This window comes from Sphingomonas sp. 1185 (assembly GCF_040544655.1).
Lineage (GTDB): Bacteria > Pseudomonadota > Alphaproteobacteria > Sphingomonadales > Sphingomonadaceae > Sphingomonas.
The window spans coordinates 37,341-55,781 of record NZ_JBEPKL010000016.1 but is presented as its reverse complement, the minus strand read 5'-3'; the positions used below and the strand labels follow the sequence as shown (position 1 = coordinate 55,781).

17 protein-coding genes are annotated in these 18,441 nt (G+C 67.8%); 8 read left to right on the top strand and 9 right to left on the bottom strand.

All coding sequences use genetic code 11. The features are described from left to right. Window positions 1-185: 185 nt before the first annotated feature. Both ABIC44_RS12125 and ABIC44_RS12120 read right to left on the bottom strand, forming a co-directional pair. A complete protein-coding gene (locus ABIC44_RS12125) occupies window positions 186-1,001 on the bottom strand; it encodes a phasin family protein (protein WP_354295670.1) in 816 nt (271 codons plus the stop codon). Between the two features lie 81 nt (window positions 1,002-1,082). Next, a complete protein-coding gene (locus tag ABIC44_RS12120) occupies window positions 1,083-2,798 on the bottom strand; it encodes a PHA/PHB synthase family protein (protein ID WP_354295668.1) in 1,716 nt (571 codons plus the stop codon). A gap of 120 nt (window positions 2,799-2,918) precedes the next feature. Here ABIC44_RS12120 and ABIC44_RS12115 point away from each other — a divergent pair, with 120 nt between their 5' ends. Beyond that, window positions 2,919-4,130: an LL-diaminopimelate aminotransferase gene (locus ABIC44_RS12115; protein ID WP_307101582.1), complete on the top strand. Its 1,212-nt coding sequence runs from the start codon at window positions 2,919-2,921 to the stop codon at window positions 4,128-4,130. A gap of 21 nt (window positions 4,131-4,151) precedes the next feature. Here ABIC44_RS12115 and ABIC44_RS12110 read toward each other — a convergent pair whose 3' ends face one another. Continuing rightward, window positions 4,152-5,312, bottom strand: coding sequence for a GGDEF domain-containing protein (locus ABIC44_RS12110; protein ID WP_354295666.1), 1,161 nt, complete (start codon window positions 5,310-5,312; stop codon window positions 4,152-4,154). Between the two features lie 277 nt (window positions 5,313-5,589). Here ABIC44_RS12110 and pheS point away from each other — a divergent pair, with 277 nt between their 5' ends. The 5 genes from pheS (at window position 5,590) to ABIC44_RS12085 (ending at window position 12,262) form a co-directional block, all read left to right on the top strand. Continuing rightward, window positions 5,590-6,666 carry a phenylalanine--tRNA ligase subunit alpha gene (pheS, locus tag ABIC44_RS12105; RefSeq protein WP_354295665.1) on the top strand — a complete coding sequence of 359 codons (1,077 nt, stop codon included), beginning with the start codon at window positions 5,590-5,592 and terminating at the stop codon, window positions 6,664-6,666. Next, a complete protein-coding gene (gene pheT / locus ABIC44_RS12100) occupies window positions 6,663-9,026 on the top strand; it encodes a phenylalanine--tRNA ligase subunit beta (protein WP_354295664.1) in 2,364 nt (787 codons plus the stop codon). Before pheS ends, pheT begins: the two co-directional genes overlap by 4 nt. Continuing rightward, the gene (locus ABIC44_RS12095) at window positions 9,019-9,900 is read left to right on the top strand and encodes an aldose 1-epimerase family protein (RefSeq protein ID WP_354295662.1); all 882 of its coding nucleotides are present in this window, start codon (window positions 9,019-9,021) and stop codon (window positions 9,898-9,900) included. Before pheT ends, ABIC44_RS12095 begins: the two co-directional genes overlap by 8 nt. 256 nt (window positions 9,901-10,156) lie before the next feature. After that, window positions 10,157-11,683: a peptide chain release factor 3 gene (locus ABIC44_RS12090; RefSeq protein WP_307101571.1), complete on the top strand. Its 1,527-nt coding sequence runs from the start codon at window positions 10,157-10,159 to the stop codon at window positions 11,681-11,683. A gap of 57 nt (window positions 11,684-11,740) precedes the next feature. Beyond that, window positions 11,741-12,262, top strand: coding sequence for a hypothetical protein (locus tag ABIC44_RS12085; RefSeq protein WP_354295660.1), 522 nt, complete (start codon window positions 11,741-11,743; stop codon window positions 12,260-12,262). A 107-nt stretch (window positions 12,263-12,369) separates the two neighbouring features. Here ABIC44_RS12085 and ABIC44_RS12080 read toward each other — a convergent pair whose 3' ends face one another. The 5 genes from ABIC44_RS12080 to rpmF all read right to left on the bottom strand — a co-directional run bounded on the left by ABIC44_RS12080 (window position 12,370) and on the right by rpmF (window position 15,320). Further along, the gene (locus tag ABIC44_RS12080; RefSeq protein WP_307101568.1) at window positions 12,370-12,735 is read right to left on the bottom strand and encodes a MerR family transcriptional regulator; all 366 of its coding nucleotides are present in this window, start codon (window positions 12,733-12,735) and stop codon (window positions 12,370-12,372) included. Beyond that, window positions 12,719-13,018: an integration host factor subunit alpha gene (locus ABIC44_RS12075; RefSeq protein ID WP_307101566.1), complete on the bottom strand. Its 300-nt coding sequence runs from the start codon at window positions 13,016-13,018 to the stop codon at window positions 12,719-12,721. Before ABIC44_RS12075 ends, ABIC44_RS12080 begins: the two co-directional genes overlap by 17 nt. A 90-nt stretch (window positions 13,019-13,108) precedes the next feature. Continuing rightward, window positions 13,109-14,077, bottom strand: coding sequence for a beta-ketoacyl-ACP synthase III (locus tag ABIC44_RS12070; protein WP_354295658.1), 969 nt, complete (start codon window positions 14,075-14,077; stop codon window positions 13,109-13,111). Beyond that, window positions 14,074-15,102 (bottom strand): phosphate acyltransferase PlsX, encoded by a 1,029-nt coding sequence (gene plsX / locus ABIC44_RS12065; RefSeq protein WP_354295656.1) that lies wholly within the window; start codon window positions 15,100-15,102, stop codon window positions 14,074-14,076. Before plsX ends, ABIC44_RS12070 begins: the two co-directional genes overlap by 4 nt. Window positions 15,103-15,140: 38 nt before the next feature. After that, the gene (gene rpmF / locus ABIC44_RS12060) at window positions 15,141-15,320 is read right to left on the bottom strand and encodes a 50S ribosomal protein L32 (RefSeq protein ID WP_230482852.1); all 180 of its coding nucleotides are present in this window, start codon (window positions 15,318-15,320) and stop codon (window positions 15,141-15,143) included. A gap of 205 nt (window positions 15,321-15,525) precedes the next feature. On the opposite strand from rpmF, the gene ABIC44_RS12055 reads away from it, so the two are divergent. Next, window positions 15,526-15,960 carry an MAPEG family protein gene (locus tag ABIC44_RS12055; RefSeq protein ID WP_354295716.1) on the top strand — a complete coding sequence of 145 codons (435 nt, stop codon included), beginning with the start codon at window positions 15,526-15,528 and terminating at the stop codon, window positions 15,958-15,960. Further along, window positions 15,960-17,588: a M28 family metallopeptidase gene (locus ABIC44_RS12050; protein WP_354295654.1), complete on the top strand. Its 1,629-nt coding sequence runs from the start codon at window positions 15,960-15,962 to the stop codon at window positions 17,586-17,588. The genes ABIC44_RS12055 and ABIC44_RS12050 overlap by 1 nt, the downstream gene beginning before the upstream one ends. Before the next feature lie 145 nt (window positions 17,589-17,733). Here ABIC44_RS12050 and ABIC44_RS12045 read toward each other — a convergent pair whose 3' ends face one another. Next, on the bottom strand, window positions 17,734-18,405 hold the full coding sequence (locus ABIC44_RS12045; RefSeq protein WP_309700214.1) for an MBL fold metallo-hydrolase: 672 nt from the start codon (window positions 18,403-18,405) through the stop codon (window positions 17,734-17,736). Window positions 18,406-18,441 lie beyond the last annotated feature (36 nt).

Here is an 18,441-nt window from a genome sequence, read left to right as displayed (position 1 = left end):
GGGAGGGGTGTGCCAAGGACGGCGTTCGCGGATTGGCCGCGCCGTCTGATCTTGCCGCTCCCCTCCCGCAGGCGGGAGGGGGTGGGGGAGGGAAGGCCCCAGGCCATGCCGCCTCGAACAGCACGAAAAAAGGGCGGCCACCGCAGCGACCGCCCCCTTCCATTCCGCAAAGGAAACCGCAGCGTTTACGCGACGGTCTTCATCTTCTCGGCGGCGACCGCGAAGCGGTTGCTCAGCGGCTGGGCGATCTCGCCGGCCAGCTTGATCATGTGCTCGGTCGAGCGCGAGGTCTCGGCGACCAGCGAGTCGAAGGACGAACGGGCGAAGTCCGACTGGAGCTTCATGAACTCGGTCGGCGACTTGACCGACGACAGCGTCTGCAGCGTCTGGGTCGCGGTCTCGAACGCGCGCTTGGCATAGTCGGCCGCGCCCTGGCCCAGCGTCTCGGCGCCCTTGGCGGCGATCTTCGACGATTCGACGACCGCTTCCAGATTGCCCTTGTTGAAGGCGACCATGTCCTCGAACAGCTTGGCGCTCTTCTCCACGGTGGCCTGGGTGCGGGCCTGGGCGTCGCCGAACATCGCCTGGGTCTTGGCAGTCGCGTTTTCGATGGTGCTCGTGGCGTCCATGATGATTTCCTTGGGCTTTGAGTCCGCCGAAACCGCGGCGGTCGGGGAAGAAACAGAAGCGGTCGGCGCGGCGTCGGGCGCGGGCTCCGCCGGGGCGGGCGCGGGCGCTTCGGCCGGAGCCTCGGGGGCGACCGCCGTAGGAGCCGGTTCGGGCGTCACCGGAACGGGCTTGGGCGCTTGGGCGACCGTCGGAGCCTTGGGTGCCCGAACCGCGACCTTGGGGGCGGCGACCACCGGCTTGGCGGCGGGGGCGTCGATGGCGGTGTCGGAGGGAAGGCCGGGCAGTGTCTTGGCCGCGACCGGCTTGGCCGTGCGACGCGGCTTTGCCGCCGCCTTGGCGGCGGGAACGGTCGGCTTGCTCTTATCCAACACCACTCTCCCGATTTGCTGCGCTGCACAATAATGGTTTCGGTCGAAGTTATCAACAGCCTTTGTGCAGTGCAGCAATCGATTTTAGCGCTGTCGGACGTAGCGTCCCGGTGCGTCGTCCAGCGCGGGCAGGGGGCCTTGGCCGGGTATGCGCGCGCCGGTCGCATCGACCGTCGCCGAGTCGCGCTCGCGCAGCCATCCGGCCCAGTCCGGCCACCAGCTGCCCTTGGTTTCGCGGGCCCCCGCGACGAACTCGGCGAGCGTCGCGGCGGGCTGGTCGTTGGTCCAATATTGATATTTGCCCGCCGCCGGCGGGTTGACCACCCCCGCGATATGCCCCGACCCGGCGAGCACGAAGCGCAAGGGGCCGGTAAAGGCGTCGGTGATCTTCCACACGCTTTCGGGCGGGGCGATATGGTCTTCGCGCCCCGCCTGGACATAAGCGGGGGTCGTGACCCGGCTCAGGTCGAGCGGCACGCCCGCCACCGCCATCGCGCCGGGCTTCACCAGCAGATTGTCGCGGTACAGGTCGGTCAGATAGCTCAGATGCCATTTGGCGGGCAGGTTGGTGACGTCGCCATTCCAGTGGAGCAGGTCGAACGGCACATAATCGCGCCCCAGCAGATAGTTGTTGGTGACGTAGTTCCAGATCAGGTCGCGCCCGCGCAGCAGGTTGAACGTCATCGCCAGATAGCGCCCGTCCAGATACCCCTCGGGCGACAGCGTGCCGATCAGCTTCAACTGCTCGTCATCGACGAAGTGGAGCAGCTCGCCCGCCTTGGAAAAATCCACCTGCGCGGTGAAGAAGGTGGCGCTGGCGACCTTCTCCGCCTGCCCCTGCGCGGCGAGCCAGGCGAGCGTCGCGGCCAGCGTCGTGCCCGCCACGCAATAGCCGACCGTGTGGACCGACTCGACCGACAGCAGATCGCGCACCGTGTCGACCGCCTCGACCTGCGCGGTGACGTAATCGTCCCAGATCACGTCCTTCATCGTCGCATCGGCCGATTTCCACGACACCATGAAGACGCTGAACCCCTGGTCGACCAGCCATTTGATCAGACTCTTCTCGGGCGCGAGGTCGAGGATGTAGAAGCGGTTGATCCAGGGGGGAAAGATCAGGATCGGCACCGCCGCCACCCGGTCGGTGGTGGGCGTGTACTGGATCAGTTCGTAAAGCGGGGTCCTCTTCACCACCTTGCCCGGCGTCGCGGCGAGATTGCGCCCGACCTCGAACGCCCGCGCGTCGCTATGGGTCAGCTGGCCGCGCCCCAGGTCGGCAAGCATGTTCTGCAGACCTTTCAGCAGATTCTCGCCGCGCGTCTCGACGATCTTGTCGAGCACCTCCGGATTGGTCGCGGGAAAGTTGGTCGGGCTCATCGCGTCGATGAACCCTTGCGCGGCAAAGCGGATCTGCTCCTTCTGCTTCGGGTCCACGCCCTCAATCGCATCGACGCCGCGCAGCATATGGTCGGAGATGACCTGATAGCTTTGCCGGATCCAGTCGAAGAGCGGCGATTGCCACTGCTCGGCCTTGAACCGGCGATCCGGCTTGGGGGCGACGCTCGGCTCGGCGGCGGGGTCGACGAATCGCTGCCACAGCTTCATCGAATCGGACCAGAAGTCGCGCACCCGGTCGATCGTCGCGGGGTCGTTGAAGCCCGGCACCACCGGCACCCCCTGCGGCGGGGGCGAGAGGGCTGCCTCCATCATCATCTGCTGCGCGCGGCCCATCACCCAGGTCCAGTGCTGCAACTCTTCCAATGTGGGCAGGGTGGGGGCTGTCGCGGGGCGGGCCGTCATCGCATCCTCTTGTTCGTCATGCGCCCTATTGGCGTCAGGATATTGCGCCATCATGTCGGGTCGCGTCGGGAAACGAAAGACGCTAAGGTCTGGGTCCCAAATCGTTACACAGAGGGACCCATGTCCGAAGAGTTCTACCGCATCAAGCGCCTGCCGCCCTATGTCATCGCCGAAGTCAACGCGATGCGGGCCGCGGCGCGCGCGGGCGGCGAGGACATTATCGACCTGGGCATGGGCAATCCCGACCTGCCGCCGCCCGACCATGTCCTCGACAAGCTGGTCGAGGTGGCCAAGAAGCCCGACGCGCACGGCTATTCCCAGTCCAAGGGGATTCCCGGCCTGCGCCGCGCCCAGGCCAATTATTATGGCCGCCGCTTCGGCGTCGATCTCGATCCCGAAACCGAGGTGGTCGTCACCATGGGCTCGAAGGAAGGCCTCGCGTCGCTCGCCACCGCGATCACCGCACCGGGCGACGTGATCCTGGCGCCCAATCCCTCCTATCCGATCCACACCTTCGGCTTCATCATTGCGGGCGCGACGATCCGCGCGGTGCCGACGACGCCCGACGAAGCCTATTTCGAGAGCCTCGAGCGGGCGATGCACTTCACCGTGCCGCGCCCCTCGGTGCTGGTCGTGAACTACCCGTCCAACCCGACCGCCGAGACAGTCGACCTGGCCTTTTACGAGCGGCTGGTCGCCTTTGCGAAGAAGCATGAGCTGTGGGTGCTGAGCGACCTCGCCTATTCCGAGCTTTATTATGACGGGAACCCGACGCCCTCGATCCTGCAGGTGAAGGGCGGCAAGGACGTCGCGGTCGAGTTCACCTCGCTGTCCAAGACCTATTCGATGGCGGGCTGGCGAATCGGTTTCGCGGTCGGCAACCGCAAGCTGATCGCGGCGATGACGCGGGTGAAGTCGTACCTCGATTACGGCGCCTTCACCCCGATCCAGGCGGCCGCCTGCGCTGCGCTCAACGGGCCGCAGGATATTGTCGAGAAGAACCGCCAGCTCTATCACAAGCGCCGCGACGTGATGGTCGAGAGCTTCGGCCGCGCGGGCTGGGACATTCCTTCTCCCCGCGCCTCGATGTTCGCCTGGGCCCCGCTGCCCCCGGCGCTCGCGCATCTGGGCAGCCTGGAATTTTCCAAGCAGCTGCTGACCGAGGCCAAGGTCGCGGTCGCGCCGGGCGTCGGTTATGGCGAGAATGGCGAGGGCTTCGTGCGCATCGCCATGGTCGAGAACGAGCAGCGGCTTCGCCAGGCGGCGCGCAACATCAAGCGCTATCTGCAATCCATGGGCGTCAACACGCCGGGTTCGGCCAAGGCGGTGTGATGCCTGGCGGCGGCGGGTCGATCAGCCCGCCGCCGCCATCCGCCGGCATTCGGGCTGGCGGGCAGGCTGGCGGGCGCGCTTGACGGCGTACATGGCGCGGTCCGCTTCGGCCATCAGCCGGTCCAGGTCGCGGTCGACCAGCCCTGCGACCACCCCGATGCTGAGCGAGGGGTAGAGCGGCCCGTCGACCGTCGCCGCCACCGCCCGGTCGAACCGGGCCGACAGCCGCGCGGCGACGGATTGCGCCGCCGCCTGCGGCGCCCCCGGCAGGATACAGGCGAACTCGTCCCCGCCGAGCCGGATCACCATGCCCCGCTCGCCCAGTTCGCGCTGCGCCAGATCGGCGAGCAGGCGCAGCACCGCGTCGCCCGTGGCATGCCCCTGTCCGTCGTTGAGCGCCTTGAAATGATCGATGTCGATCAGCGCCAGCGCGCAGGGGCCCTGCAACCCCGCTTCGATCCGGCCCAATGCGAACCGGTTGCGCGCGCCGGTCAGGCTGTCGCGGCTGGCCTGCTCGCGCAACAGGGCCTGGGTCCGTTCCGACTCCATCAGCAGCAGCGAGAAATGGGTCAGCGTCAGCAGGATCAGCCCGACGCCGATCATCCATTCCTCGACCAGCTCGCCCTCAATCGACCAGGACGGCACGATCAGCGTGACCATCAACGTGCCCGCGCGCAGCAGGAAGACCGGCGCGACCGCGGCGAACAGGGCGGCCATGATCCATCCGGTCCGCAACCGCTCGCGCCGCGCGATGCCGATCGCCAGCGCCATGATCCCCAGATAGCTCAGGCCGCGCGTCAGCCCGAGCGTGACGAAGGTCCAGCGGAATTCCTGGGCATCGCCGATCGTCAGCGCCACCGCGCCCAGCATCAGCGCGGCGAGTATCGCGACCAGCAGGCGGGGTACGGCGCGTTCGCCGAACACCGCGACGCTGTGCAGGCTCAGGCACAGGCCGATCATCATCACGATGTTGAGAAGCCGCTCGCAGAACGCGGTATTGCCGTTGCCGATCGCCAGGATCAGCACGTTGGACACCCCGATCAGCAGCTTGCCGCTGCCCCAGTACAGCGTCCATTTGCGGCGTTCGGACCCGGTGACGCCGGGAATCAGATGGATCGCCCCGGACAGCAGATTGCTGAACGCCCCCACGACCTGCAGACTGGCGATATCGAGCGCGAGCATTCCCATCTCATGGCTGGCGCGATCGACATGTCGGGCCGTTGCGACCGGGGCCTAGCACGACAGAGCTTAGAAAATCATTTCGCTCCTCGGTCCATTGGGGCCGAATCGGATTTTTTGGGCCGTGGACGATCCGATCGCACGCGATTCGTCACGAAGGATTGATCCCGGCCGCCCCCAGCCGCTACGGCGGGCGCGATATCGCAAAGGGGCGGATGATGCCCCGTCAGCGCGGCCGATGGGGCCGACGGAGTGAAGAGTGAGCAACGAACTCGAACAAATGCGTGAGCCTCTGCTCGCCGCCATCGCCGATGCGCCCGCGCTCGACGCGCTGGAGGCGATCCGCGTCGACGCGCTGGGCAAGCAGGGTCGCATCACCCAGCTGTTGAAGACGCTGGGCAAGATGAGCCCCGAGGAACGCCAGGTCGAAGGGCCCAAAATCCATTCGCTGCGCGAGGCGGTGACCGAGGCGCTCGGCACCCGCAAGGCGGCGCTGGAACAGGCGGCGCTCGACGCGCGCCTCGCCTCGGAACGGCTGGACATGACCCTGCCGGTCGAGGGAAGCGGCTTCGGCACCGTTCATCCGGTCAGCCAGGTCATGGACGAACTGGCCGAGATCTTCGCCGACCTCGGCTTCGCGGTCGCGACGGGGCCGGAGGTCGAGACCGACTGGCACAATTTCACCGCGCTCAACATTCCGGAGACGCATCCGGCGCGCGCCATGCACGACACCTTCTATCTGGCGGGTGTCGAGCCGGGCGGCGACGAGCGGACGGTCCGCCGCGTGCTGCGCACCCATACCTCGCCGGTGCAAATCCGCACCATGCTCGACCAGAAGCCGCCGATCCGCATCATCGCGCCGGGCCGCACCTATCGCTCCGACTCGGATGCGACGCACACGCCGATGTTCCACCAGGTCGAGGGGCTGGTGATCGACAAGGGCATCACGCTCGGCCATCTGAAATGGACGCTGGAGACCTTCCTCAAGGCGTTCTTCGAGCGCGACGACATCGTGCTGCGCCTGCGCCCCAGCTATTTCCCCTTCACCGAACCCTCGGCGGAGGTCGATGTCGGCTACACCATCGAGAAGGGCAAGCGCGTCATCGGCGGTTCCGGCGGCGGCTGGATGGAGGTGCTGGGCAGCGGCATGGTGCACCCCAAGGTCATCGAGGCATGCGGGCTTGATCCGAACGAGTGGCAGGGCTTCGCCTTCGGCTGCGGCATCGATCGCCTCGCCATGCTGAAATACGGCATGGACGATCTGCGGGCGTTCTTCGACGGCGATATCCGCTGGTTGAAGCATTACGGGTTCGCGAGCCTCGACGTACCCACGCTGTCGGGAGGAGTCGGCGCATGAAGTTCACCCTGGGCTGGCTGAAGAGCCATCTGGACACCGACGCCTCGCTCGACGCCATCGTCGAGGGGCTGACCCGTATCGGCCTGGAGGTCGAGGGCGTCCACAATCCGGGCGAGGCGCTGTCGTCCTTCCGCGTCGCGCGCATCCTGTCGGCCGAGCGGCATCCGCAGGCGGACAAGTTGCAGGTCCTGTCGGTCGATGCGGGCGACGGCCCGATGCAGGTCGTGTGCGGCGCGCCCAACGCCCGCGCCGGGCTGGTCGGCGTGTTCGGCGCGCCGGGGGCCTATGTCCCCGGCCTCGACGTCACGCTGAAGGTCGCGGCCATCCGCGGCGTCGAGTCGAACGGCATGATGTGCTCGGCGCGTGAGTTGCAGATCGGCGAGGGCCATGACGGCATCATCGAACTGCCCGAGGATGCCGTCATCGGCACCTCCTTCCCCGATTATGCGGGCCTCAACGATCCGGTCATCGACGTGTCGATCACGCCCAACCGCCAGGACTGCATGGGCGTCCACGGCATCGCGCGCGACCTGGCCGCCGCCGGTCTCGGCACGCTGATCGCGCCGACCGTTCCTTCGGTTGCGGGTGAGGGCGCCGGTCCCGATGTGCGGATCGAGGATGCCGAAGGCTGCCCGGCCTTCTATGCGCAGGGCGTGTCGGGCCTGACCAATGGCGAGGCCCCCGAATGGATGCGCCAGCGACTGACCGCGATCGGGCAGAAGCCGATCTCGGCACTGGTCGACATCACCAACTATATGACGGTCGATCTCGGTCGCCCGCTGCACGTCTATGACAAGGCCAAGCTGTCGGGCGGTCTGGTCGCGCGCAAGGCGCGTGAGGGTGAGACGGTCGAGGCGCTCAACGGCAAGACCTATAGCCTGTCGGAAGGCATGACCGTCATCGCCGACGACGCGGGCGTGCACGACATCGGCGGCATCATGGGCGGCGCGCATTCGGGCGTGTCTGAGACGACCACCGACGTCGTCATCGAATGCGCCTATTTCGCGCCCGAGGCGATCGCACGGACGGGGCAGAAGCTTGGCCTGACCTCCGACGCGCGCACCCGGTTCGAGCGGGGCGTGGACCCGGCGTTCCTGGACGACGGCCTCGCCATCGCGACCTTCCTGGTCCTGGAATATTGCGGCGGCACGGCCAGCGGCGTGACCCGCGCGGGCCAGCCGCCGGTCGTGGCGAAGACCATCGCCTATGATCCGAACCTCGCCGAGACGCTGGGCGGCCTCGCCATCGCGGCCGACCGTCAGAAGGCGATCCTCGAGTCGCTGGGCTTCACCGTCACCGCCGACTGGCAGGTCACGGCGCCGAGCTGGCGGCGCGACGTGGACGGCCCCGCCGATCTGGTCGAGGAAGTCATCCGCATCGAGGGGATCGACCATGTTCCCCCGGTGGCACTCCCCCGCACCCCCGGCGTCGCGCGTCCCACCGCCACGCCGCAGCAGAAGCTGGAGCGTCGCGCCCGCCGCGCCGCCGCCGCGCGCGGTCTGGACGAGGCGGTGACGTGGAGCTTCATCAGCGAGGCGCAGGCCGCGCCCTTCGGCGGCGGCGCCTTCACGCTCGCCAACCCGATCAGCGAGGATCTGAAGGTCATGCGGCCCTCGCTCCTCCCCGGCCTGCTCGCCGCGACCGAGCGCAACATCAAGCGCGGTGCGACCAGCGTGCGGCTGTTCGAGATCGGCCGCCGCTATCTGCAAGAGGCCGAGCGGCCGACTTTGGGCGTGGTGCTGGCGGGCGACAAGGCGCCGCGCAACTGGCGCTCGGGCAAGGCGCAGGGCTTCGACGCCTATGATGCCAAGGCCGAGGCGATCGCGCTGCTCGCGCAGGCGGGGGCCCCGGTCGACAATCTCCAGGTGATGGGCGAGGCGGGCGAGGCTTGGCATCCCGGCCAGTCGGGCACGCTGCGGCTGGGGCCGAAGACGGTGCTGGCGGCGTTCGGCATGGTCCACCCCTCGGTCCTCAAGGCGTTCGACCTCGACGGCGCGGTGGCGGCGGTCGAACTCTATCTCGACGCGATCCCGCCCAAGCGGGCCACTGGCTTCATGCGCCCGGCCTACACGCCCCCGGCGTTGCAGTCCGTGAAGCGCGACTTCGCCTTCCTGGTCCCCACCGATCTGGCGGCCGACCAACTGATCCGCGCGGTGCGCGGCGCGGACAAGGCCGCGATCACCGCCGCGCGCGTGTTCGACGTGTTCGCCGGACAAGGCGTGCCCGAGGGGCACAAGTCGGTCGCGGTCGAGGTGCTTCTGCAACCCTCGCAGAAGAGCTTCACCGACGAGGAACTGAAGGCCATCGCCGACAAGATCGTCGCGGCGGCCGCCAAGCAGGGAGCGCAACTCCGTGGCTAATGAGGAAAACTGGGTCCGGATCGGCAACGACCATCTGTCGGCGGCGATCAATCCGTTCGGCGTGGAGCTGTCCTCGCTGAAGGACGCAGCGGGCCGCGAGCTGATGACCAATGCGGACCCGGCCTTCTGGACCGGCCGCGCGCCGCTGCTGTTCCCGGTGATCGGCGTGACCCGCGACGGCATCCGCCTGAACGGGCGGCATTATCCGATGGCCAAGCACGGTTTCGCTCGCCATTCCATGTTCGAGCTGGTGACGCACGAGGCCACCCGTGCGGTCTTCTCGCTGGGCGACAGCGAGGAAACCCGCGCCTCCTATCCCTTCGCCTTCCGGCTGGAGGCGGAGTTCCGGCTGGAAGAGGCGACGCTGGTGATGGAGGTCCGTGTCCTCAACCGGGGCGAGGTGGCGATGCCCGCCAGCTTCGGCTTCCACCCCGCCTTCGCCTGGCCGCTGCCCTATGGCCAGGCACGCGCCGAGCACCGGATCGTCTTCGAGAAGGAAGAGCCCGCCCGGCTGCGGGAAATCGCACCCAACGGCCTGATCGCCAAGCCGCTCCGCGACAGCCCGCTCGACGGGCGCGTGCTGCATCTGGCGGATGATCTGTTCACCAATGACGCGCTGGTCTGGGACCCGGTCGAGAGCGATTCGGTGACCTATGGCGCGGACGGCGCGCCGCAGCTGCGCATCGCCTTCCCCGACACCGACAAGCTGGGCATCTGGACCAAGCCGGGTGCTGCCTATGTCTGTGTCGAGCCCTGGCACGGCATCGCCGACCCGGAAGGATTCGACGGCGAGTTCGTCGACAAGCCCGGCGTCTTCGTCGTGCCGGTGGGCGGCGAAAAGGTCATGCAGATGACGGTGACGCTGGCGGGGTAAGGGCTCCACCCTTCCTTCCACCCCACCCCGGCGGAGGCCGGGGTCCAGTTGCCAGTAGGCCCGTGGCTGGCGCATAGGTCTCCACTGTAAAGGTCGCAGCAACTGGACCCCGGCTTTCGCCGGGGTGGGGTGCATATATGATCTTCGGAATCAAAGGCCCCAAAATCCGGGGCCTGTCTTGTGCCACAATTTGCTGTAACAGGCGGATCATCTCGGGCGCTCGGATGCGCCAATTCCCTATTCGACAGAGCCGCCCATGACTTCCCCCCGCCGTACCTTCGCGATCATCTCGCACCCCGACGCCGGCAAGACGACGCTGACCGAAAAGCTGCTCTATTTCGGCGGCGCGATCCATCTGGCGGGCGAGGTCAAGGCCCGCGGCCAGAATCGGCGTGCGCGGTCGGACTGGATGAAGATCGAGCAGCAGCGCGGCATCTCGGTCACGTCGTCGGTCATGACGTTCGAGAAGGACGGCGTGACCTTCAACCTGCTCGACACGCCGGGCCACGAGGATTTCTCGGAGGACACCTATCGCACGCTGACCGCGGTCGACTCGGCCGTGATGGTCATCGACGCGGCGCGCGGTATCGAGGCGCAGACGCGGAAACTCTTCGAGGTGTGCCGCCTGCGCTCGGTGCCGATCATCACCTTCGTCAACAAGGTCGATCGCGAGGGCCGTCCGCCCTTCGAGCTGCTCGATGAGATCGCCGACATCCTGGCGCTCGACGTCGCGCCGATGAGCTGGCCGGTCGGCATGGGTGGGCTGTTCGAGGGTATCCTCGACCTGACCACCGGCAAGGTCAGCCGTCCCGAGGGCGACAGCCGGGCGTTCCTGGGCAAGGTGGACGACGCGCCGACGCTGCCCGCCGAGATCGCCGAGGAGGTCGAGCTGGCCCAGGCGGGCTATGCCGCGTTCGATGGCGAAGCCTATCGCAACGGCGACCTGACGCCCGTCTATTTCGGCTCCGCACTGAAGGACTTCGGCGTCGCCGAGCTGATCGACGCGCTCAGCCGCCACGCGCCGCCGCCCCGGCCCCAGCCCGCCGAGCCCGCCCCCGTCGCGCCGGAGAATAAGGAAGTCACCGGCTTCGTCTTCAAGGTGCAGGCGAACATGGACCCGCAGCATCGCGACCGGATCGCGTTCATGCGGCTGTGCTCGGGCACCTTCAAGCGCGGCATGAAGCTGACCCCGACGGGCCATGGCAAGCCGATCGCGGTCCATTCGCCGATCCTGTTCTTCGCGCAGAATCGCGAAGTCGCGGACGAGGCGTTTCCGGGCGACATCATCGGCATCCCCAATCACGGCACGCTCCGTGTCGGGGACACGCTGTCGGAGCGGGCGGATGTCCGCTTCACCGGCCTGCCCAATTTCGCCCCCGAAATCCTGCGCCGCGTCGCGCTGAAGGACCCGACCAAGACCAAGCAGCTGCGCAAGGCGCTGGACGACATGGCCGAGGAGGGGGTGACCCAGGTCTTCTACCCGGAGATCGGGTCGAACTGGATCATCGGCGTGGTCGGGCAGCTCCAGCTCGACGTGCTGCTGTCGCGGCTGGATGCGGAATATAAGGTCGCGGCCGGGCTGGAGCCTGCGCCGTTCGACACCGCGCGCTGGATCACCGCCGAGGACCCCGCCGACCTGAAGGCGTTCATGGACCTGAACCGCTCGGCCATGGCCAAGGATCGCGACGACAACCCCGTCTTCCTTGCCAAGAGCGCCTGGGAGGTCGGCTATGTCGCCGATCGCTATCCCAAGGTCCGTTTCCTCGCGACGCGCGAACGATAAGGGAACCGGCGGGCCGTTTCGCGGCTTCAACGGTCCATGCACGAACAGGGACCCATTATGGACCGTACCGCGATCGAAGCGACCTTCGAGGCCAATGAGAAGCTGATCCGCCGCCGCGCGTTGAAGGCGGGGGCCAAGGCGCTGACCATCGGTACCGAAAGCCTGGCCGAGACGATCGACCAGATCGCCGACGCCTATGCCCTGACCGGCGCGCAGCGGCGTCAGCTGGAACCCGGCATGGCGATCGAGGCGCAGGAGATCGTCGGCAAGCTCAAGGGCTTTGTCGGCCCGGCCGCGATCCTGGGCGACCTGCGCGGCGGCTCCGGCCTGTTGTCGCAGGCGCGAGCAGCCGGGAAGCTCGCCAAGACGGCGCGGCGGATCGGCCAGGGCGGGCTGGCGGCGGGCCGGGTCGCGGCGCGCGGCGGCCGCGTGGCGCGCGCGGTGCCCTGGGCGGCGCTGGGCGTCGCGGCCTGGGGCGTGGGCAATGGCGGATGGTTCTGGTGGCGGGCGCACGCCTATAACCGGGCATGCCGGGACCTGCTGCTGGGCGAGCAGGGCGGGGTGGTCGGCTCCGCTTGAGTTTAGGGTAGGGCGTGGGCTTCGACTTCGCTCAGCCTGAACGGGGTTTCGGATAAGGTACGATTATCCGTTCAGCCTGAGCGAAGTCGAAGCCCACGCCCCGACGCCTAGCGCTCCGCCCGGTCGTCCCAGGCCAATCCCTCGGCCAGCGAGTCGCGAATCGCGCGCAGCATCGTCGCGGGATCGTCTTTCGCCTTGGCCTCGCCCTCGAACAGCTGCTGGACGCCGCGCACGGTATAGCCCTGCTGGTTGAGCAGCCGGTCGATCCGGCGGATCAGCGTCAGGTCGTCGGGGCGATAATAGCGGCGATTGCCCGCCCGCTGCACCGGCTTGAGCTGTGGGAAGCGGCCTTCCCAATAGCGCAGCACATGCTGCGCCACGCCGGTCTCGCGCGACGCCTCACCGATGGTGCGCAGGGCACCATCGGCCTTTCCGCCGTCGGAAGGACGCTCGGGTCTATCCCGCCGCGACAATGCGATCGCGCATCATTTGGCTGGCGCGGAAGGTCAGGACGCGGCGGGGTGCGATCGGCACCTCGATCCCGGTCTTGGGATTGCGGCCGATCCGCTCTCCCTTGTCACGCAGCACGAAGGTGCCAAAACCGGAAATCTTGACATTCTCGCCGCGCGACAGGGCATCGCACATCTCGACGAGGATCTGTTCGACCACTTCGGCGGAATCGGAGCGCGAGAGCCCCACTTCCTGATGAAGCGACTCGGCAAGATCGGCGCGGGTCAAAGTTCCGGTTTTAGTCATGTCCATCCCCCAATGGTGTCTCACATTGCGCCTAACACAGCGCAATATGAGACCGAAAGGGATTTATCTCGGTTAAGCAAAATCGATTGTTCAGAAGCGGATTACCGCTGCCCCCCAGGTAAAGCCGCCGCCCATTGCCTCCAAAACGATCAGATCATTTTCCTTGATGCGTCCGTCCCGGACCGCCGTATCCAGCGCCAGCGGAACCGAGGCGGCGGAGGTGTTGGCATGTTGGTCGACCGTGACGACAACCTTTCCGGCGGGAAGGTCCAATTTGCGCGCGGTCGCGTCGAGGATGCGGGCATTGGCCTGGTGCGGCACGACCCAGTCGACATCGGACGACGACAGACCGGCAAGATCCAGTGCTTCTTCCATGACTTGGGCCAGATTGACGACGGCGTGGCGAAAGACTTCGCGACCCTTCATCCGCAACTTGCCGACCGTGCCGGTGGTCGAGGGACCGCCATCGACATAGAGCAGGCCGTTGTGGCGGCCGTCGGCATGCAGCCGGGTCGCCAGGATGCCGCGGCCCTGGGCGTCGTCGCTCTCGCGTGCCTCCAGCACCATCGCGCCTGCGCCGTCGCCGAACAGGACGCAGGTGGTGCGATCCTCCCAGTCGAGGATGCGGCTGAAGGTTTCCGCGCCGATCACCAGCGCGCGACGCTGCACGCCGCTGCGCAGCATCGCGTCGGCGACCTGCACCGCATAGAGGAAGCCCGAGCAGACGGCGGCGACGTCGAACGCGACGCAGTCGTTGATGCCCAGCATCGCCTGGACCTTGGTCGCGGTGGCGGGGAAGGTCTGGTCGGGGGTGGCGGTGGCCAGGACGATCAGGTCGATGTCCTGCGCCGACAGGCCGGCGGCGGCGATCGCGGCCTTGGCGGCGTCGGCGGCCAGCGTCGCGGTCGTCTCCTCGGGGCCTGCGATATGGCGGAAGCGGATGCCGGTCCGCTCGACGATCCACTCGTCGGAAGTGTCGACCTCCTGCGCCAGTTCCGCGTTCGACACCCGCCGGGTGGGAAGCGCCGAGCCCGTGCCGGTGACGATCGAGCGTATCATGCCGCAGCCTCGAAGTTCAGGAGATCCTCGGCGATCCGCCGGGTCAGGTCGGCGCGGACCATCTTGGCCGCATTGCCGATCGCGGTGGCGACGCCCACTTCGGTCGCGCCGCCATGGCTCTTCACCACCAGCCCGTTCAGGCCGAGAAAGACCGCGCCATTATGGTTGTTGGGGTCGAGATGGTCGCGCAGCAATTCGGTGGCGGGGCGCGAGATCAGGAAGCCGATCTTCGACCGGGTCGAGGAGCGGAAGGCGCGCTTGAGCAGGTCGCCGACGAATCGCGCGGTGCCCTCGGCGGTCTTGAGCGCGATATTGCCCGCAAAGCCGTCGCACACGATCACATCGACCTCGCCACGGGCAAGCTGGTTGCCCTCGATGAAGCCGGTGAAGTTGAGCGGGAGATGGCTCTGCCCGCGCAGCACGGCGGCGGCGTCGCGAATCTCGTCGGTGCCCTTCTGGTCCTCGGACCCGATGTTCAGCAGCGCGACGCGCGGATTGTCGAGTTCGAGCAGCGTGCGGGCATAGGCCGCGCCCATCACCGCGAACTGGACGAGGTTGCGCGCATCGCACTCGGTATTCGCGCCGAGGTCGAGCATGACGACGTCATTGTCGCCGAGCGTGGGCAAGGGCGCGGCCAGTGCGGGCCGGTCGATGCCGGGCAGGGTGCGCAGCGACAGCTTGGCCATCGCCATCAGCGCGCCGGTGTTACCCGACGAGACGGCGGCGGCGGCGCGGCCGCGCTTCACCAGATCGATGGCGAGGCCCATCGACGTGACGCGCGCGCGCCGGATCGCCTGGCTCGGCTTGTCGCTCGAGCCGACGACCTCGGGTGCGTGCACGATCTCGGACGCGGCGGACAGGTTGGGATGGGACTTCAGCCCCTCCGCAATCTGCGCCTCGTCCCCGACCAGCAGGAAGCGCATGCCTTCGAAGCGGCGTCGCGCTCTGGCGACACCGGCCAGCATCACGGCCAGCCCGTCGTCGCCGCCCATCGCATCGACGGCGATCCAGGCGTTATCGGCCATGCGTTCCTCTAACGGTCGTTATTGCCAGGAAGAGGGGATCAGCCCTCGACCGACACGACCTCACGGCCGTTATAGTGGCCGCAAGCGGTGCACAGATTGTGCGGACGCTTCAGCTCGCCGCAATTCGGGCATTCCTGGAACGCGGCGATCGACAGCGAGTCGTGGCCACGGCGCATGCCGCGCTTGGAGGGCGAAGTCTTTCTCTTGGGGACGGCCATTGCGGCACCTTATCAATTCGAACAATGGGTGGAATACGCCACGGTCAGCACCCATTGCGCGCCCGGATCGAAGACCCGGCCGCGTGAGCACCCAGCCGGACGCATCGCGAAGCCCCGCGCCTATAGCGAGTTTTGCCGATGTTGCAAGCATCGCCGCAGAATGGCACGCGGTGTTCGGGTTCAATCGACGGAGAATATGGCGCTTATGGTCCTGCCGGTCACGCTCAGCATCGCGGCGGCCGCCGCGCTGGTCAATCTGTGGCTCGCGCTGCGAATCGTCGTCGGGCGGTTTCGCGGCAAGATCCTGATCGGCGACGGGGGCGATTCGCGACTCGTGGCGGGGATGCGGGCCCAGGCCAACTTCGTCGAATATGCGCCCTTCGTCCTGATCCTGATGGGGCTGATCGAGCTGGCGGGCGGCGCGCGCTTCTGGCTGTGGGTGCTGGGCGGCGCGTTCGTCGTCGCGCGGATCGGCCATGGCTGGGGCATGACGCGGCCCGCGCCCAATGTCGGTCGCGCGGGCGGGGCGATCGGAACCTGGGCGATCCTGGCCTTGTTGGCCGGCTGGGCGATCGGGATCGTCTATACCGCGCAGGCCGTGCCTGTCGCGACCACCACCGTCGTGAGGATCGACCGCTGATGATTCGCCTTCCCCTAATCGGCCTGGCCGCCGTCGCGCTGACCGCCGCCGCCCCCGACCCCATCTCGCCCGCGCGGCTGTCGGCGGATGTGAAGACGCTCGCTTCCGACGCCTTTGAGGGGCGCGCGCCGGGCACTCCGGGCGAGGCGAAGACCGTCGACTGGCTGGTCGCGCAGTTCAAGGCGATTGGGCTGCAACCCGGCGGTCCGAACGGACAATGGACCCAGCCGGTGCCGCTGATCCGCACCCAGATCGGGCAGGGGACGATGCGCGCGGGCACGATGCCGCTCGTCCAGGGGCAGGGCGTCTATGTCTCGACCGTGCGGCCCGTCGACCGGGTGGCGATCGCGAACGCGCCGATGGTGTTCGTCGGGTACGGCGTCCATGCGCCCGAGCGCGGCTGGGACGATTTCAAGGGCGTCGACCTGAAGGGCAAGATCGCCGTCTTCCTGGTCAACGATCCCGATTTCGAGGCCGCCCCCGGCGACGACGCCAAGGGGAAGTTCGGCGACCGGCGGATGACCTATTATGGCCGCTGGACCTATAAATATGAGGAAGCCGCGCGACAGGGCGCGATCGGCGCGCTGATCGTCCATGACACGCCGGGCGCGGGCTATGGCTGGGCGACGGTGACGGCCCCGGCGGGCGAGAATTACGATATCGTCCGCGCCGATCCGACCTCGCGCGTGCTGCTTCAGGGCTGGCTGTCGGGCGAGGCGGCGACGAAGCTGTTCGCCGCCGCCGGGCTCGACCTGGCGCAGCAGCGCGCCCGTGCGCGGCGGGCCGATTTCCGCCCCGTCACGCTGGAGGGGCAGCGATTCTCCGCCGATCTGCCGGTCAAGACGGTGCGCGCGGAGAGCCGCAACGTGCTGGCCAGGCTGCCCGGCAGGACGCGCCCCGACGAGGTGGTGATGTTCGGCGCGCATTGGGACGCCTATGGCAAGGGCGCGCCGGACGCGCAGGGCCGGGTGATCCGGCCGGGCGCCAATGACGATGCGCTGGGCGTGGCGGGCGTGCTGGAACTGGCGCGCGCGTTCAAGGCGGCGCCACGCACCGACCGCAGCCTCGTCTTCGCGCTGTGGACCGGCGAGGAGCGCGGCCTGCTGGGGTCCGAGACCTATGCGGTGAACCCGGTCACGCCGCTGGCCAAGACGGTCGCGAACCTGACGCTGGACATCCTCCAGACGGCGGGACCGTCGCGGGACGTGATGCTGGTCGGGGACGGCCAGAACGACCTGGAGGACCGGCTGAAGGTCGCCGCCGCCGCGCAAGGACGCACGGTGACGCCCGAGGCGCTGCCCGAGCGCGGGCTGTTCTACCGCGCCGATCACTTCTCGGTCGCGCGGCGCGGCGTGCCGACGCTGCTGCTGATGGCGATCAGCGGCGCGCCCGATCTGGTGGCCGGAGGGCGTCCGGCGGGGCAGGCATGGCTCGACGCCTATATGCGCTGCTACCACCAGACGTGCGACGCCTGGGATTCGACATGGGATCTGCGCGGTGCGGCGGCGGATGTCGGCCTGTTCTACCGGATCGGGCGCGATCTGGCCGATGGGCGGGACTGGCCGGAATGGCGTGCGGGGTCCGAGTTCAAGGCGATTCGGGCGGAGAGTGCTGCGGAGCGGAAGTGATTCCCTTGGCCTTCGACGTCACTCAGGCTGAACGGGGGTAGGGTGAGCTTTTACCCCAAACCCCGTTCAGGCTGAGCGTAGTCGAAGCCCACGCCCCCACCTCACCCCAAATGACAAAGGCCCCAGCCTGCGCTGGGGCGACGGGTCAAAGCCCCAGGACCCGGTCCGCCACGAAGGCGTTGCTCTGCCGCTCATGCCCGAAGGTGCTGGGCTGGCCATGGCCGGGAATGAAGGCGGTTTCGTTGCCCAGCGGCCAGAGCTTCTCGACGATCGAGCGGATCAGCGTGTCGTGATCCCCGCCGGGCAGGTCCGAGCGCCCGACCGAGCCCTGGAACAGCACGTCGCCGACCAGTGCGAAATGCGACGGCGCATGGTGGAAGATCACATGCCCGCGCGTATGCCCCGGCGTCTCGTACACATCGAGCGTCAGGTCGCCGATCGTCACCGTGTCGCCCTCCGACAGCCAGCGGGTCGGCTCCAGCACCTGGGCGGGGATGCCATAAGCCTGGCCGTCCTCGTCGAGCCGCGCCAGCCAGAAGCGATCTTCCTCCTGCGGCCCCTCCACGGGCACGCCCAGCGTATCGGACAGCGCCTTGGCGCCGCCCGCATGGTCGATATGGCCATGGGTCAGCAGGATTTTTTCCACCGTCACGCCGGTCTTGGCAATGGCATCCCGGATGCGCGGCAGGTCGCCGCCGGGATCGACCACCGCCGCCTTCATCGTCGCGGTGCACCAGACGATAGAGCAATTCTGCTGAAGCGGGGTGACGGGGACGATCGCGGCGCGCAGCGGCGGATTTTGCAAGGGGTCGGTCATCCCCCCGAGATAGGCAATGGCACAGGATCGGCCAAT